This window comes from Desmonostoc muscorum LEGE 12446 (assembly GCF_015207005.2).
Taxonomy (GTDB): domain Bacteria; phylum Cyanobacteriota; class Cyanobacteriia; order Cyanobacteriales; family Nostocaceae; genus Nostoc; species Nostoc muscorum.
Map to the genome: position 1 here is coordinate 262,270 of NZ_JADEXS020000002.1, position 15,090 is coordinate 277,359.

General features: G+C 44.5%; 19 protein-coding genes. 14 read left to right on the forward strand and 5 right to left on the reverse strand.

What is annotated here, in order from left to right; translation table 11 throughout:
- Positions 1–465 precede the first annotated feature (465 nt).
- Positions 466–2,115, reverse strand: coding sequence for a group II intron reverse transcriptase/maturase (ltrA, locus tag IQ276_RS37415; RefSeq protein ID WP_235116455.1), 1,650 nt, complete (start codon positions 2,113–2,115; stop codon positions 466–468).
- A gap of 586 nt (positions 2,116–2,701) precedes the next feature.
- Between ltrA and IQ276_RS37420 the strand changes: the two genes are divergently transcribed.
- Positions 2,702–2,908, forward strand: a complete 207-nt coding sequence (locus IQ276_RS37420; protein ID WP_193917789.1) for a hypothetical protein — start codon at positions 2,702–2,704, stop codon at positions 2,906–2,908.
- Positions 2,909–3,033: 125 nt separating this feature from the next.
- Here IQ276_RS37420 and IQ276_RS37425 read toward each other — a convergent pair whose 3' ends face one another.
- From IQ276_RS37425 to IQ276_RS37435, 3 genes are read right to left on the reverse strand one after another with little or no spacing between them, the layout of a single operon-like run.
- Entirely contained in the window at positions 3,034–3,324 is a 291-nt protein-coding gene (locus tag IQ276_RS37425) for a hypothetical protein (RefSeq protein WP_193917787.1), read from the reverse strand.
- Positions 3,317–3,631: a hypothetical protein gene (locus IQ276_RS37430; protein WP_228043116.1), complete on the reverse strand. Its 315-nt coding sequence runs from the start codon at positions 3,629–3,631 to the stop codon at positions 3,317–3,319. Before IQ276_RS37430 ends, IQ276_RS37425 begins: the two co-directional genes overlap by 8 nt.
- A gap of 7 nt (positions 3,632–3,638) precedes the next feature.
- Positions 3,639–3,827, reverse strand: coding sequence for a helix-turn-helix transcriptional regulator (locus IQ276_RS37435; RefSeq protein ID WP_228043115.1), 189 nt, complete (start codon positions 3,825–3,827; stop codon positions 3,639–3,641).
- Positions 3,828–4,002: 175 nt separating this feature from the next.
- On the opposite strand from IQ276_RS37435, the gene IQ276_RS37440 reads away from it, so the two are divergent.
- The 13 genes from IQ276_RS37440 (at position 4,003) to IQ276_RS37500 (ending at position 14,252) form a co-directional block, all read left to right on the forward strand.
- Positions 4,003–4,896, forward strand: a complete 894-nt coding sequence (locus tag IQ276_RS37440) for a hypothetical protein (RefSeq protein ID WP_228043114.1) — start codon at positions 4,003–4,005, stop codon at positions 4,894–4,896.
- A gap of 84 nt (positions 4,897–4,980) precedes the next feature.
- A complete protein-coding gene (locus IQ276_RS37445; RefSeq protein WP_193917785.1) occupies positions 4,981–5,307 on the forward strand; it encodes a hypothetical protein in 327 nt (108 codons plus the stop codon).
- Positions 5,300–5,497 carry a hypothetical protein gene (locus IQ276_RS37450; protein WP_193917783.1) on the forward strand — a complete coding sequence of 66 codons (198 nt, stop codon included), beginning with the start codon at positions 5,300–5,302 and terminating at the stop codon, positions 5,495–5,497. Before IQ276_RS37445 ends, IQ276_RS37450 begins: the two co-directional genes overlap by 8 nt.
- Before the next feature lie 25 nt (positions 5,498–5,522).
- A complete protein-coding gene (locus IQ276_RS37455) occupies positions 5,523–5,912 on the forward strand; it encodes a hypothetical protein (protein ID WP_228043112.1) in 390 nt (129 codons plus the stop codon).
- 101 nt (positions 5,913–6,013) lie between these two features.
- Positions 6,014–6,856 carry a hypothetical protein gene (locus IQ276_RS37460; RefSeq protein WP_193917781.1) on the forward strand — a complete coding sequence of 281 codons (843 nt, stop codon included), beginning with the start codon at positions 6,014–6,016 and terminating at the stop codon, positions 6,854–6,856.
- Positions 6,857–6,939: 83 nt separating this feature from the next.
- Positions 6,940–7,149 carry a hypothetical protein gene (locus IQ276_RS37465; RefSeq protein WP_193917780.1) on the forward strand — a complete coding sequence of 70 codons (210 nt, stop codon included), beginning with the start codon at positions 6,940–6,942 and terminating at the stop codon, positions 7,147–7,149.
- A gap of 18 nt (positions 7,150–7,167) precedes the next feature.
- Positions 7,168–7,566, forward strand: a complete 399-nt coding sequence (locus IQ276_RS37470; RefSeq protein WP_193917778.1) for a MerR family transcriptional regulator — start codon at positions 7,168–7,170, stop codon at positions 7,564–7,566.
- Positions 7,563–8,555 (forward strand): DNA cytosine methyltransferase, encoded by a 993-nt coding sequence (locus IQ276_RS37475; RefSeq protein WP_221708383.1) that lies wholly within the window; start codon positions 7,563–7,565, stop codon positions 8,553–8,555. Before IQ276_RS37470 ends, IQ276_RS37475 begins: the two co-directional genes overlap by 4 nt.
- The gene (locus tag IQ276_RS37480) at positions 8,552–9,010 is read left to right on the forward strand and encodes a DUF1392 domain-containing protein (protein WP_193915329.1); all 459 of its coding nucleotides are present in this window, start codon (positions 8,552–8,554) and stop codon (positions 9,008–9,010) included. The genes IQ276_RS37475 and IQ276_RS37480 overlap by 4 nt, the downstream gene beginning before the upstream one ends.
- Positions 9,011–9,045: 35 nt before the next feature.
- Entirely contained in the window at positions 9,046–9,846 is an 801-nt protein-coding gene (locus IQ276_RS37485) for a KilA-N domain-containing protein (protein ID WP_193915327.1), read from the forward strand.
- A gap of 26 nt (positions 9,847–9,872) precedes the next feature.
- Positions 9,873–10,151, forward strand: a complete 279-nt coding sequence (locus tag IQ276_RS37490; protein WP_193915325.1) for a hypothetical protein — start codon at positions 9,873–9,875, stop codon at positions 10,149–10,151.
- Between the two features lie 71 nt (positions 10,152–10,222).
- Positions 10,223–10,825: an alpha-ketoglutarate-dependent dioxygenase AlkB family protein gene (locus IQ276_RS37495; RefSeq protein ID WP_193915343.1), complete on the forward strand. Its 603-nt coding sequence runs from the start codon at positions 10,223–10,225 to the stop codon at positions 10,823–10,825.
- A gap of 115 nt (positions 10,826–10,940) precedes the next feature.
- Positions 10,941–14,252, forward strand: a complete 3,312-nt coding sequence (locus IQ276_RS37500; protein WP_228042952.1) for a plasmid replication protein, CyRepA1 family — start codon at positions 10,941–10,943, stop codon at positions 14,250–14,252.
- Here IQ276_RS37500 and IQ276_RS37505 read toward each other — a convergent pair.
- On the reverse strand, positions 14,187–14,774 hold the full coding sequence (locus IQ276_RS37505; RefSeq protein ID WP_193915321.1) for a PEP-CTERM sorting domain-containing protein: 588 nt from the start codon (positions 14,772–14,774) through the stop codon (positions 14,187–14,189). The two genes, IQ276_RS37500 and IQ276_RS37505, sit on opposite strands and share 66 nt — an antisense overlap.
- Between the last annotated feature and the right edge of the window lie 316 nt (positions 14,775–15,090).

Here is a 15,090-nt window from a genome sequence, read left to right on the forward strand (position 1 = left end):
TATCTCAGCAGTCCCCTTACGGGGTAATGGTCTGTGGAAACGACCTGGAAGACATGATTCGTGTCTTGGGACGTGATTTGTTTCAGTCCCCTTGCGGGGTAATGGTCTGTGGAAACAAAACAAGCAAATGTCAAGCATTCAAACATGAATTTGTTTCAGTCCCCTTGCGGGGTAATGGTCTGTGGAAACTTTATATTCGCGGGGGTGATAGAAGTTGCCACTATAGTTTCAGTCCCCTCGCGGGGTAATGGTCTGTGGAAACAAGTGAGGTTAGTGAAATCTCACGAATAGTATCTGGTTTCAGTCCCCTCGCGGGGTAATGGTCTGTGGAAACAAACGTCTGTTAAGAGTTCAAACGGTGTGGCTTCTCGTTTAATGGGTAGGGCAGGGATATTGCTACCCCTTTCCCCCCGACAAACCGGACATGCAAGTTAACCAAGCATCCGGCTTTAGCAAATCCTAGAGCTACCAAAGACTCAGTTGCTCATCAAGTTCAGAATTGAGTTTCTGTACTAGAGAATGTATTTGTTGATGACAGTAATAATGCACTAATTCCAGATTAGCGTAACTATCGTTACCACCTTGATGACAAGGGATTTTATGGTGCTTTTGTATGGGTTCATCATTGAGTAATGATTCCCCACATACAGGACACTTGAATCCTTGTTTTTGGGCAATCTTCTGGTAACTAGGAATTAAACTTTTAGATTTAATATTCTGTCGATTTTCCCAATAAGATTTTAGCTCTGGGTCATCGGTGGAATAAGCACCCTTAACCATTGGATGCCTCCTAATATTGAACCAGCTAAACTTAAGTAAATGTTTTCCCGTGCGCTTGTTACCAAACACCCAGTAATCGCTTCTATCAAGATTTAGCCTTCCCCAGTAACGACGGTTACACCAAGATTGATTTTTCTTGGCGTGCATTCTTTTGGCGTACCTTCTCTCCCTGATAAACATCCATCTATCTAGAGAACTGAATATTTGCGAGGAAACTACAGTCCGATAATAGTTGGGTATGCCCCGAATAATTGGGTTTAGCTTGTCTATGACAAAATCAACACTACAGCTAGTATTATCCAGCCAAACTTGTTTGATTTTATTTCGGACATTCTGCAAAGATTCAATGCTAGGTTTGATTAATACTTTCCTACCTGTTTTGGTAGTGGAATCAGGGTATTGTCTGATGTGAAAGCCTAAGAAGTTGAATCCATCCAATAGCCGTACTATGTGGGTTTTTGACTCTGATAGAGTTAGACCGCGAGTATTCATAAACTCTTGGAGGGTATCATGGGCTTTGACAGCATCTTCCCGACTTTTGCAGAACACCACCAAATCATCGGCATAGCGCACAATACCGCGATCGCCAATCGTATGACCGTTTTGATCGTACTTGATGCCGAGGACAGATTCCATACCATGCAAAGCTATATTCGCAAGTAGAGGTGAAATAATTCCACCTTGAGGTACTCCAGCATTGGTATCATGGAAAACACCTTTATCCACATATCCCGCATTCAACCATTGTTGAATTAATTTTCTGGCTGGAAAATTACCAATGGCATTAATTAGCGGCACATGAGAGATGTTATCAAAGCAACCTTCAATGTCCGCATCTACCACCCACTTCTTAGTGGAGTTGGCTTTTGACATTGAATGTATCCTTTCAATCGCATCATGGCATGACCTCCCAGGTCGAAATCCGTAGGAAGTACGCTCAAAGTGCGCTTCCCAATAGGGTTCCAAAGCATTTTTGACGATGGCTTGGAGACATCTATCGACGATGCAAGGTATTCCGAGAGGTCTTTGTTTTCCATTGGATTTACGGATATATACCCGCCTGACTGGTAACGGCTTCCAAGGAATAAATTTGGTGAGAATATTCACCAACAACCCTCTAGCTGCCGGGGTTTTTACCAGTAATCTATCTACCCCTGCTGTTTTACTGCCTTGGTTTAATTGCGTTACTCTTCTAACGGAAAGTAGTATATTAGAGTAGCTACGCATAAGTAGCTTTTGAAGGCTGCCAACCTTTTTCAAGTTACCGCCAATGGTTGCCTTGAATATTCTCTGTCTTAGTCGCCTAACTACTCGGAACGCGTTTCTCCAGTTCACGCTATTCCAGTCAGTAGTTCTTCCGGTTACGTTCACAATTTTTAATTGCACCTAACTTTTCCCGAAGAAGTTCGGTTTCCGTTGCATTAGACTTCAAGGGATTCACTCGCCACACGTCAGCACCCTTTCAAGTTGGTCATTTGACCTATCTGCCCAGTTATGATTTCCTGTTGCCTTTCGACATAGCAGCATTCGCTTCTTGTGGCATCTTACACCCACTGGGGGATTAAAGCTGGATTACTCCAATCTCTACTTTTGACATCGACCTAGTTCAAAGACCCCGTTGGGGTTCCTACGTATCACACGCGAGAGATGCAACTAGCTTGGGTTCCCTCTATACACCGGGGGTTTTTGGTGTCTACTGATTCTGAGGATTGGGCAGAATCACTTTACCCCTTTTACCGTCTCAGCCGTTTTCGGTAATTCCTCTTCACGATGCCTCAACGAGGATTCACATCTGTTAACCCTGTCTAGTTTTACCCTAGCGCTTCACCTAACTGTGCGGCTTGCTGATGTCGCGCATTTTACCCTCTAGCTTTGAAACATCGCAGTTACCCGCAATGCCCCTTCGGGCGGGTACTGGCTTTTGACACTTGCCACGAGTTTTTCTGAGGAACTCACTCTCTACGTGCAACCGATAGTCGCACCAGTCCCCTTGCGGGGTAATAGTCTTTGGAAACCGCTCGGTGCTGAAACTGTTACAGAGCAGGCTTCCTGGGAAGCATTTTGGCAACCCTCAAAAATAGGTCGATTTCAGCCGCTCTTATTGAGACTAACTCTCAACTTCCCTTAGCACTGAAACTGTGAAACTATTTATTTGTCAAGGTTCTGGCGATTTTGGCAGATCCTCAGGGTTTTTGACCCCGCTTCGACTTGCCAAATCTCAAACTGATTCCATAATAATAAGATGTGTATTTATTATTGTCTATGAGTTTGTGGAGATTGATCTATAAGCCTGTATTCTCGCTCAATCAAACTCAACAATTTCTCTTCGACAGTCGTTAAATAAGGTCGATTCAACTTCCCCAGCATCTCCAAAAACTTCTGCACCGACTCCTCCAGCCCACTCGAATACACCCGACCCAGGCGATCGCAAATCACCTGCATCTGCTCACATTCAGCAGGTAGGTAATTGTAAGATTTGAGGTGCTGCAAACCAACGGTGTACACCCCATCCCAAGTTTTGACAGCGCAACTAAAATCATTCACTCTTGCGACTTGCGACTATCCCCCAGCAGCCACCCTTACCCCTGAGTTCGGGGTTGTCTTTGGTAAGAATTTGACAGACTTCGCCAATCTGGTAGGTGTTCGGTACTTTCGTTCGCTCCATTATGCGCTGCACCACATCTTTGACGATTCTACCAGTTGGCACTTTTCCGCCAGCAACTTGCACTGCCTGCTGCCATGCAGTGCGCTGGACTTCTGGCTCTAGGGCAACCAAGGGGCGTACTTGACGTTCGTTTGTCGGCAGTATGGGCAACAAAGAAAGCAAGTTAATAGTTTGACCAGTGATCATTTTTGTTTTACTGGTTAAACAATTGTGCAAGCTCTTCAATTGATAGTCGGGTGATTTGACATAATTTTGCTGTCTGCATCGGAGTAAGTCGTGGCAAATTAACTCCTCGCTCCCAGTTAGAAACAGTTTGATCTGTTACTCCTACCACTTCAGCAATTTGCCTCTGGGTTAATCCCAAAGACTCTCTTAACTTCATAAATGGATGCTCCGAACTCATCTATACAAAATTCTACTACAAAAGTAAACCTACAAAAGCAAAACTACAAATCAACTTGACAACTACAAATGAACTTGATTTAATAGAGATAGAGAAAGCGCCTGGACTGGTAATCTGAAGCGCTTCTCTAGTCCTATTGAAGAACCTACTAATTATGACTCACGCCCTTTACACAACACAACAGCTGCAACTGAAATCGATTGCCCGACTCAAGCAAATCTACAGCGAAATCGCCTGCACAGTCGAAGTAAGCGACAAACGCTGCAAGGATTCTTGGATTTCCGCCATTGTTAACTATCAAGCAAGCAAGATTCAGAAAGTCACCCTCTCTGCCCCCGACGAACAAGCCCTCGCCCAAGCCGAATTCGACAACTACATCGCAACCCAAGCCCAGGTTGTAGCTCCCGAACCCCTCACAATAGTCGAAATCTCGTTTGACCATCATGAATATTACGCTGATGACAAACTGGTAGCCAGCATCAGCCATGATGACAACCACTTAACGCAACGCTGGGTAGTCATGATCAACGACAAAGAAGTATTTCGTGCCAACACTCTAATGCGTTGCGATCGCTTCATCTGCACTCACTATAAAGATGGCTCATTACCTGTGCAGGAAAAAGAAGCAACACCCCCCACGACTGAAAACCAAATCATGGCGCATATCTTCAACGAGTGCCAGAATTACGGGTTTGAAATTCTCGATGATGGCATTTACAACAACGGCGTGAAACTGGGGCAAGTCGGATGTACTGACGGTAACTGGTGGGTGAAAAGGCGTTATTCAGGTCAGCAGCAGTATTCTAACTCGGTCTATGATGCAGTGCGATCGCTATCGACGGTGGATACATCGGTGGCTGAACCAGTCCACAAATACTTGCAATCCCGACTCTTAGAGCAACTCACTACTGAGGAATTACAGCAGTTATTGGGTGCAGAAGTGGCTAACTGTGAGCAGTTGTTAGACCGCCCTGTTGACGAACTGACTTGCCAAGACTGGGAACGGTTACGGGAATATGAGCCGCACTTGGAGCTAGTGGCGGCGTAATTTACATACAGGCGATCACACTCTAGTTGCAAATGAAAGTGCGATCGCCTCTCACCAAATCATCAATATTCACTTATCACATTTATGCAACGCACGATATCAATCCCCCAGCACTGGGGCTACCCCCGCTTTGCCTTGGATCAGCGTACTACTCAAGGCACGATTCTAGGGCTTTATTACTATCCCTCTGGTACAGAGTTAGCTGAACAATTTGATGATGGTTGGCGCTATGTACTGATGCCTAACAAGAATTCTGATGAAATATCGTACTTGAAAGAGGATCAAATCCAACCGCTCACACCAGAAGAATTATTCTTACAAATACGCGCAGAGATTGACTTTTACCAACAGCAGATAAATATTCTCAACCGACAGTTAGACGCAATAGCCGGAGGTGCAAACAATGGCTAAGACGATTGACAACTATGTGGAACGTACTTCTACTAGATTACTGCACTCTCTAAATCGCTCTGGTGGTTCTATTCCTTTGCACCGCATTCAGTTCTCAGAAACTATCATCCAATATCTGCTTGATAAAAAACGGGTGCAAGTGCAAAACACTGGATGCGGCTTTTTGTTGGAGATTTCCGAGGATTTTTAGGTTATTAATCCCAGAGGATAAAATCATGAAACTTTATGCCAAGACCATTGCACAAACTTTACCCAATTGGGCAACTGTAGTTACAAAGAGCGCAGATTTATTTGAGGTTGAAATCAACGATAAACATCCAATCTTTCAATCTCTACTAGAAGAGTTAGAGACGGAAATTGAACCAGGAACTTTTGGTGTCAAGGCAGAAGATTTATGTTTCAGATTGGGTATCGAGATGTCTAACCCACCTCTTCATCGCTTAGTTGAACAAGCTGAAGCTCTGATATCAGAAATTGCTATACACCCACACTACAGACAACTGTTGGACTTGGGATATCAACCTGATTTAAACATTGCTGATGCTAGCACTGCGCTGACTTATTTGCAATGGGAGTTAGAGCGGAATCAACAGCGCTCTGTTTAGTAAAGAAGCGATTGCTTGAATATCAGCTTTTATTCAAGCAATCGCAAAGCACTCTCCAGTTTACGCTACAAACCACTAATTATTGCACAGATCAACAAAATATGGTTACTGAAATCAAACTAGGTTTATGCAACCCTCCCGAACCCATCTATTTATATGTCAACCAGGGGGAAGTAGATGGCGAATCTTACGTTTGGTACAAGTTCAATATCAGCCAGGATAAGAAAATCCCTGTTACCCAAAGAGCATTAACTGGGTACTTGTCAGAACTGCGCCTAACGACTAAAGAATTCAAAGGCAAGGACAACTTGAAGCTGGATATTGTTGTCAGTGCTGATGAACTTTACATCATAAGAACTGGTGTTGAAACTAATTTCGCCAAAAGCTTCCTTTTAGCTGCGTCATTAGTTCAAGATTTTTCTAAGCCACTGATTATCGTTGCTAATGCTGGCGACGAAAACACGGTTTTCTGTAATCTTTACGATGCTGCAACCAAAACCAAGATTTACAGGGAATGGAGTAGAGATTTGAATTGGGCAACTATCATTCGTGACATCCAATCTTTATTGGGTACAACTTCAAACTCAATTCCCGAACCCCCACTGACTCCACCAAAACTTAGTGTAGTTCCTCAACTAGTACCAACTCAAGACTTGCGAGTAAAAAATATTCGCACTTTGCTTGATTATCCCCTTGATTTAGTCAAAGAGTGGTTGCAATTTCAGGATGTTGATCGCCCAAGTTTACTTGATATTAGCCAGATTAATGAACTAATCAAAACCATGTGTTTGGCTTGGGCAGCAGGCAAGTGTGAATATCCCAATCATGCCGAATCTTTGTATCAAAAGCAGGTTGTTGATGCTGTTGGTAATGGTGCGGATGAATTAACGGCAATCAACGGATGGATGCAACAGTTGCAAGCTTCAAAAGCCGGAGCAGTGTAAATCAGAAGCCAGGATTCAGAATAATTCTGATTTTTGACTCCTGACTCCTGAATCCTGAATTCTTAACATCAGAGGAATTAGCCATGAAAGTCATCGTCACAGTAGTAGATAAAATCACCAGCGAAGCGCACCTAAATATTCCTGATGGACTCTCGGAGTCGGCAATCAAGCAGCACATTACAGACTTATACAACAGTGGTGAGATGCTGATTGATTTGAATATTGCTCAGGTGGATTTTGAATCTATCGGCGCTCGAATTGTCAAAGAACATTCTTCTACTAAATCTGCATAAAATTTGGGAAGTAATCAGATGCATACAAAATGGACTGATGAAGAAGTAGCAATCATTGAAGAAATGGCTTGTCTCTATACTGTCAAACAAATAGCATATCGGCTTAAAATCAGAGGATACACACGCTCAACATCAGCTATTCAAAACAAATTGCGCTTTTTAGGATACTCGGCACGTCCAATTCTTGATAACTACAACTGCTGCGAAATTGCCAGAGTTTTACAACTCAATTCAGCTACTGTTTGGAGTTGGGTAAAAAAGGGATGGATACGTACAACCAGACGGTCTGGCAGATATCACCAAATTAAAAGTAAAGACTTAAAACGATTTCTTCAAAACCCACCTGAACGTATTAAGAACCGCATTGCTGCCATTGATAAAGAGAAGATCGAGTACTTGGTCGGGAGATTGGGATGACACAGGAAATTATTCCCCAAGATACTCAAAAAGTCCTTGACCTCTGCTCTGGTATTGGCGGCTTCACCCTTGGTCATCTGATTAGCGGCGGTTTTGAAACTGTGGCATTTTGCGAGATTAATCAGTATTGCCAACAAGTTCTAAATCTACGCTTCCCACATATTCCAATTATTCCTGATATCCATGACATTACAGTTGAGTCTTTGGCAAGAGTCGGAGTTGGAGAAGTTGACGGTATTATCGCCGGACTCCCCTGCCCTCCCTTTAGCCTCGCCGGAAAACGTCTTGCATCGCAGGATGAACGCAATCTGTTCAGTGAGTTCTTTAGAATCCTTCGCCAAGTTCGACCAAGATGGGCAATTGTGGAAAACGTACCCGGATTGCTCACTGCTGAAGGCGGTCAATTTTTCCGCACCGTACTATGGCAGTTTGCCAAGATGGGGTTTGATGTGCAGTGGGGAGTGCTTTCGGCAAGCCAAGTGGGGGCCATCCACAAACGAGAACGAGTTTGGATTATTGCTACCAACTCCCAAAGCTCAAGACGGCATACATCCTGGAACCAGTACGAGAAAGAGCGGACAAACGCTGCATTTGTCGGCGGCGGTAATCATTGCAACTTCCACAGATCATCACAAAGTCACAACTCAGTTGAATACGGAGCCAGAGCGATCGCTCAACGTACATCTAGTAGAGGCGATGATGGGTTTTCCGCAAGGTTGGACAGATGTCTCCTTACCCACGCAGGACTTACAGATTGCCTTACTGCTGCCACAGTCCCCAGCTTCAGTCGGCTCAGTCGTAGAGAAATTGCAGCGCTTACGCTCTATTGCCAACAAGAATATCGCCAACTCTCTTGCGAATACCAAGCCATCAGAAGACAACACAAACAACAGTTGATCGCTCTGGGCAATGCCATTGTCCCCCAATGCGCTGCACTAATTTTTGAACGACTCAAAAGAATTTTATCCCAACAACAGAAAAACGCATGATTGAGTTAATTACTGCCCTTGAAACAAGCTGGTATCTCTCTCCACCCTGGGGTCAAACAATTCCACCTATTGAGGTCAATTTACTGGAGAGAGTATACCTCAGAACCACCAAAACATTCGGCTATTGTTGCAGTATTCAGTGGAAACATGAATGTTGGCTTTATTCAATTGATTGTCGTAATGAAATCCTTCACGCCACACAAAACCAAATCATCGGGACTGGAGAATTAGAAGCCATCAAGGTGCAAAAACCTGCTTTCGTTCTGGGGCAAAGAGTGATGCTCTGTTCTCACGATAAAGGAATAAAATATCGTCTCATTTTGGGGATTGTACTGGTGAATAATTCTTGGTTTTACCTTGTTGAATTAATGTCGCCAACGTTAATTAAGACACCAACTATATCGAATCGTTTCTCATTGGTTGGTGAGAAAAGTTTGGTGCGTGTGAATGCCTGAATCAATTATTTGTTCAATACCCAGGGAATGGAATCATGTTGACACATTTTTGGCACGACTCAGAAATTAATCAAATGCCTCAAGATGGGGAAATAGGTAAATATGCTGTACCTAAAGGCTATGTGAATGCAAGTCAGATGTGCAAAGCTAACGGGAAATTCTTAGCTGATTACACGAAGCTCAAGTCTACAAAGCAGTATTTGCAAGCACTTTCTAACGATATGAAGATCCTCATATCGTTATTGGTGATAGATATCCAGGGATATGGAAGTGAACAAAGCACTTGGATTCACCCAGAAATCGCCATTGATTTAGCTCGATGGGTTTCTGTCGAATTCCGCATCTGGGCTAACAGAACCTTAATGAGAGTGATGCTCTCAACCCAAGTAGAGCCAGTAAAACAGCAAGAATCATCACATACATTAGCCCCATCCCACGAAGCTGCACAGTTAGCGATAATGCTAGGCGAGTTTGCTGGACTAGAAAAATCTCTCACCGCTCAGTTAGCAGTTAATGCCGCCACTAAAGTTAACCCCGCACTTAAGCCAGCAGCAGATGAATTAAAAACTGCGATTGCTTCCACTAATACCGCAGAGGACGCATTTCTCAACCCAACACAAATCGGTGAGGTAGTTGGAATGTCTGCACGGGCTGTTAACCACTGCTTACTAAATTCTGGACTGCAATACAGAACTGATGATAAGAAAATTCCCTATCGTCCTACTGAATCAGGCAAGCAATGGGGGCGGATGGTTCCCGCAGTCGCCAAATCTTCAAACCAAACTGTTTTTCAACTGCGGTGGTTGCCCGAAATAGTAAAAGTCATCTCTCGATAATTCCCTACCTAACTCAACCTTTCGTTATGAACACTTTACGAAAAACCTTGGCAGAAAAATATGGTCTTGTTGCTTCTATCATGCACGACGATTATTTTTTTGTTCAACTACCAGAGAACGAAGATCATTCACTCAAGTTTTTAGAGAGCAATTTACCAGAATGTATTCGGATTGAGCTTGCAGAATGTTTTGCTGGTAGCGTTATTGCGGCTTGGGAAGTCCCGTTATTTTTACTCCCTCAAGTATTACAGCAAGCCCACGATTTTGTTGTTGAGTATTGGGAGCAAGTATCTCAAGAAACATGAAGTCTTCTCCATCAACCAAAACTAACAGCAATTCCTTCATTTACACATTCTTTAGTTTGGAGAAAAGTACCATGCAACAACTCAATTTATTTGCTGAATCTGCACCAGTTTTACCAGTCAGTTATTACCCCGATTTCTTAAGTCAGGAACTTGCAAACTCACTCTACCAACACTGCTTGAAATTGGAGTGGCAGCAGAATCAAATCAGGATCGCGGGTAAAACAATGCCTGTCCCTCGTCTTGAATGTATTTATGGTGATGCCGGATGCGATTACCTCTACTCCAACAGCGTGTTCTTAAAACCCCTGACTTGGACAGATGTTCTGGCTAACTTACGGGACAGTATCACTGCGTTGACACGTTACAAATTCCGTATCGTCATTGGCAACCAGTACCGCACGGGGACTGATTCTATCGGGTGGCATTCTGACAACGAACCATCGATGGGATTTAACCCCGCGATTGCATCAGTCAGCTTGGGGTCATGTCGCAAGTTTCAAATCAAACCTATCGGCGGCAGACCAACAGATTTCTGGCTGGAACACGGCAGCTTGCTTGTGATGCACCCTGGTTGTCAGTCCACACATCTGCATCAAGTTCCAAAGACCAATAAAGTCGTTAGCACGCGAATTAATTTGACCTTCCGACCACACACAGGAGGCGGGAAAAGATAACGCTGTAGCTGGCTATTGAGGATTCCATAGCCAGCACAAACTCTTCACTTCAAGTTGAATCGGCGGCATGGGCGCAATGCCGCTCCATTTTTCTGCGTCTATTTCTAGAGGAAACATGACTACAATTAGTTCAGAAAACCAGCATTTAACTGAATGGCTCAACAGTGGAGTTGACGAAGAAATCATTGCTCTGAATGTGCGATCGCTGTCTGGGACTTTACCCTACGAATACTTGCTCTACAGTCCCAAAATCTCCCGCCGCAATGATGGACGATTACGCGATCGCGATTTGAAAAAATACCAGCACATTGAACTAGGCGGCTGGTGGTGCAATGGCGTTGACCCCCTCAACAACTACGTGCTGATGATGTGGGGCTGCTTCAAACCCGACCATCCCCGAAGAGATCGCCAGAAAATTCACAAATTGATCAAGTACGAGCATCCATTCAGAGAAGAGACACGCGCTTTCTTCCTTCTAGTCCCGAATCGCATCTGGGTGAAAGTCTCTAATCGTAGCGGCATCCCCATTACCGAAGAGGACTTGCAACACCCTGGCGGTTTCTGGCATTGGGTTGTAAAGCATAATGTGCCAGTCACAATTGTAGAAGGTGTCAAGAAAGCGGGGGCATTATTGACTGCTGGTTATGCTGCGATCGCAATTCCGGGCGTTAACGCTGGATACCGCACCCCCCAGGATGAGTACGGTAACGCTATTGGTAAACCATTTCTGATTCCCGACTTGAAACATTTCGCAACACAGGGCAGACAGGTTAATATTTGCTTTGACCAGGATAATAAACCCGAAACTGTACAGCGAGTCAGAACAGCTATCAGTCGCATGGGAAGGCTGCTGGTAAATGAGGGCTGTTCGCTGCGAGTGATTGATTTACCGTTAGGGGCAGAGAAAGGGGTTGATGATTTTATTGTCGTCAAGGGTCAGCCAGCATTTGATGCACTTTACAACACTGCCGTTGCACTGGAGTTGTGGGAGATTAAGCTGTTCACTCTGCTGACATATCCTCCAGCGATCGCACTAAACCAAAGATTCTTGGGCCAGCTTCTCGTACCGGAAGGTGAAAAGCTGATTATCCTCAAGGCTCCCAAAGGCACTGGTAAAACCGAATGGCTGGCAACTGAGGTGGCGAAAGCACACGACCAAGAGAGACGGGTATTAATTATCACCCATCGCATCCAATTAGGCGAGGCGTTGTGTAATCGCTTCGGAGTTAACTATGTTACCGAAGTTCGCACGAATGAAACAGGCACATTATTAGGATACGGGGTGTGCGTTGATTCGCTGCATCAAGAGAGTCAAGCGCGATTCAATCCCAATGACTGGGCGAATGATGTGATTATTATTGATGAATGTGACCAAGTATTCTGGCATCTTCTCAACTCTGGTACTGAAGTGCAAAAGCGGCGTGTGTCCGTTCTCAAAAATCTCAAACAACTGGTACAGAATGTTTTGGGCAGCAGTCAGGGAAAGATTTATCTCTCAAGTGCCGATGTTTCCGACACAGATGTGAAGTATGTTTTATCGCTTGCTGGTGAATATCGGGTTAATCCCTTCGTAATCGTCAACAATTATCGGCACGTAGCCGGAAACTGTTACAACTACTCTGGCAACAACCCGAAGAATTTGATTGCGGCATTGGACAAGGCGATAGCCAAAGGGGGGCATCATTTACTATGTTGCTCTGCTCAAAAGGCTAAGTCTAAGTGGGGGACACAAGCATTGGAAGAACGGTTTCGCCGCAAGTTCCCTCACCTACGAATCCTGAGAATTGACAGCGAATCTGTTGCAGACCCCTCTCATCCGGCTTTTGGTTGTATCTCTCATCTCAACGAGATCCTCACTCAGTACGATTTGGTTATCGCCTCCCCAAGTCTTGAAACTGGAGTCAGCATCGACATTCGAGGACATTTTGATGGTGTTTGGGGAATTTTTCAGGGAGTGCAGCCGGTTAACTCCGTCCGTCAGATGTTGGCAAGGGTTAGAGAAACTGTTGACCGTCATGTTTGGGTCAGAGAGTGGGGGATGTCGGTTGTGGGCAATGGCTCTACATCCATAGGAGGATTGCTCAGAAGTCAACACGTTGCTACACAAGCTAACATTGCGCTATTGTCGGCGGCGGATAATGCGGATTTGAGCTATATTGACCAGAACTTCCAGCCCGAATCTTTGCAGACTTGGGGTAAGCGTGGTTCTGTCATTAACGTAGAAATGCGGCGTTATCGAGAGTCTGTGCTTGCGGGATTGGTCGAGGATGGTTACACCGTTATTGATGCCGACGATGCTGATGATGATGAAAGTGGGGCAGTAATTGAGTCGGTTAAAGCCGCGTCGGTTGAATTGTATGCTGCTGAATGTCAAGCGATCGCTAATTCTGATGAACTCTCTGGGGCTGAACTCAAGAAGCTGCAAGATAAAAGGGCGAAAACCAAAACTGAACGACACCAGCAGCGCAAGGCTGAATTGTCCCGTCGCTATGAAATTGATGTTACCCCTGAGCTTGTGGAGAAAGATGACGACGGCTGGTATCCTCAACTGCGGATGCACTACTATTTGACGCTGGGGCGAGAATTTCTGACCAACCGTGATGCGAAACGGGCAGCAGCACAGTTAGAGGCGGGAGAGAATTCGATTTGGAAACCGGATTTTAACAAGGGACAGCTATTACCTGCTGTACTGTTACTGGAAAATCTCAATCTGTTGCAGTTTCTTACACCAGACGTTCAGTTACGTGGTAGTGACGAGAAGATGCTGGAGTTTAAGGCACTGGCTGTTCAGCACAGGCACGTTATTAAGAATTACTTGAATGTCAGTATCTCGGAAAAACTGACCCCAGTAGCAATCGCTCAGAAGTTACTTGCCAAAATTGATTTGAAGTTGGACTACGTTGGTCGGTTGGGCAAGCGTGAAAATCGGGAGTGCGTTTATCAATTCGTTGCCCCTGATGATCAGCGTAATTCAATTTTCGGGCAGTGGTTAAATCGGGATGAACTGTTTCTTAGTGAGTCGGTGTCAGTCACGAACAATATAGAATTACAAACACCAGGTATTGACACGGAATCTCTTGACAATTCCCAAACATTTACCCAGGAAGATCCTGAAGTCCTTGGATGGAAGGGGTTACACCTAAAGCTGCGCCAAGGACTCGGCAGTGTTGGACACTTCTACCAACAGATGGTTTCCCAGATTGGTGAGGCTGTTGGCGTTGCTGATGGTGAGCCTTACTGGAATGCTTATCTGGGGCAGTGGCAGGTTTGGGTTAACAATGGATCGCGGGTGTACGTCTGTGGTGTGCGATTGGTTGGTGGCGGTGTAGTGAGAGAAAGCTTTGATAAAGAGTTGAGTAATTTATGCTTCAGATTTCGTCTTACTAGTTTTTTTAGAGACAGCAATTGCACCAACTCCAAACAATAGACCTACTAGGGAAGTAGGTTCTGGTACTGATGTAGATGAAGAACTCAGGGTAATATTGGCAGCAGAATCTTGATAAATGTATGTTCCTGCCCGTCCCACTTCACCCGTCAAGCTAATTTCAGAGCTTGAAGTTTTTTCTAAGGTATATCTTGGAGCATCAAAAGCAATGCCAAAATCAACTACTAAATTCCAATTCGACCCAGAACCAAGCTCAAAATCAACATCTGGGGTTAAGTTACCGCCATTAGTAGATCCTCTCTTCAAATTCAAGTTTAGATTGTTGACGGATAGCTCCCAATCGCTCAAAGTCCCGGACTCTGAGTAAACCACGAATCCAGAATATTCGCTCTTGAATGGCAAAGAGTTCGTAAGGAATGGGCTAGTAGCATCGACTAAGGTAAAATCACCTGAAAATTCTTGTCTAGTTAGAATCGCTCCCAGTACGGGAGTAGCATGAAATACGCTTGCAACTACCAAACCAATCACGGCGACGCTAACTTTGGGGAGTCGAACTTGATTCATGGATTGGTTATGCTATCTAAAATTGTTGAAGGTATGCTATCACATCCTTGGCAACTTAAGATACATTCGGTACATGAAAATTTTCTGCGATACCTGCGGTGTTCTCGAAGAATCGCTCAAGCCCAGAAATGGACAATACTATTAAAGAATTACTTTGTACACTAACAATTGATGAACGGTTGGGCGTGATGCTGGAGTTTGAGGATACTAGCCCAACTAACAAAAATGTTACTGTAGCGGGGCGTTCGCTTTTAGCGTCTCCAAGAGTTGCCCATTGCGTTAGCGCAGGGAGGCGCAGCCCATTGCAAATTGTGAA

Excerpts from the sequence above, each read along its gene's own strand:
- IQ276_RS37475 (WP_221708383.1), top strand. The coding sequence starts at position 7,563 with ATGACACAGGAAATTATTCCCCAAGATACTCAAAAAGTCCTTGACCTC.
- IQ276_RS37450 (WP_193917783.1), top strand. The coding sequence starts at position 5,300 with ATGGCTAAGACGATTGACAACTATGTGGAACGTACTTCTACTAGATTA.
- IQ276_RS37470 (WP_193917778.1), top strand. The coding sequence starts at position 7,168 with ATGCATACAAAATGGACTGATGAAGAAGTAGCAATCATTGAAGAAATG.
- IQ276_RS37435 (WP_228043115.1), bottom strand. The coding sequence starts at position 3,827 with ATGAAGTTAAGAGAGTCTTTGGGATTAACCCAGAGGCAAATTGCTGAA.
- IQ276_RS37440 (WP_228043114.1), top strand. The coding sequence starts at position 4,003 with ATGACTCACGCCCTTTACACAACACAACAGCTGCAACTGAAATCGATT.
- IQ276_RS37445 (WP_193917785.1), top strand. The coding sequence starts at position 4,981 with ATGCAACGCACGATATCAATCCCCCAGCACTGGGGCTACCCCCGCTTT.
- IQ276_RS37490 (WP_193915325.1), top strand. The coding sequence starts at position 9,873 with ATGAACACTTTACGAAAAACCTTGGCAGAAAAATATGGTCTTGTTGCT.
- IQ276_RS37500 (WP_228042952.1), top strand. The coding sequence starts at position 10,941 with ATGACTACAATTAGTTCAGAAAACCAGCATTTAACTGAATGGCTCAAC.
- IQ276_RS37465 (WP_193917780.1), top strand. The coding sequence starts at position 6,940 with ATGAAAGTCATCGTCACAGTAGTAGATAAAATCACCAGCGAAGCGCAC.
- IQ276_RS37455 (WP_228043112.1), top strand. The coding sequence starts at position 5,523 with ATGAAACTTTATGCCAAGACCATTGCACAAACTTTACCCAATTGGGCA.
- IQ276_RS37480 (WP_193915329.1), top strand. The coding sequence starts at position 8,552 with ATGATTGAGTTAATTACTGCCCTTGAAACAAGCTGGTATCTCTCTCCA.
- IQ276_RS37460 (WP_193917781.1), top strand. The coding sequence starts at position 6,014 with ATGGTTACTGAAATCAAACTAGGTTTATGCAACCCTCCCGAACCCATC.
- IQ276_RS37485 (WP_193915327.1), top strand. The coding sequence starts at position 9,046 with ATGTTGACACATTTTTGGCACGACTCAGAAATTAATCAAATGCCTCAA.
- IQ276_RS37430 (WP_228043116.1), bottom strand. The coding sequence starts at position 3,631 with ATGATCACTGGTCAAACTATTAACTTGCTTTCTTTGTTGCCCATACTG.
- IQ276_RS37505 (WP_193915321.1), bottom strand. The coding sequence starts at position 14,774 with ATGAATCAAGTTCGACTCCCCAAAGTTAGCGTCGCCGTGATTGGTTTG.
- IQ276_RS37495 (WP_193915343.1), top strand. The coding sequence starts at position 10,223 with ATGCAACAACTCAATTTATTTGCTGAATCTGCACCAGTTTTACCAGTC.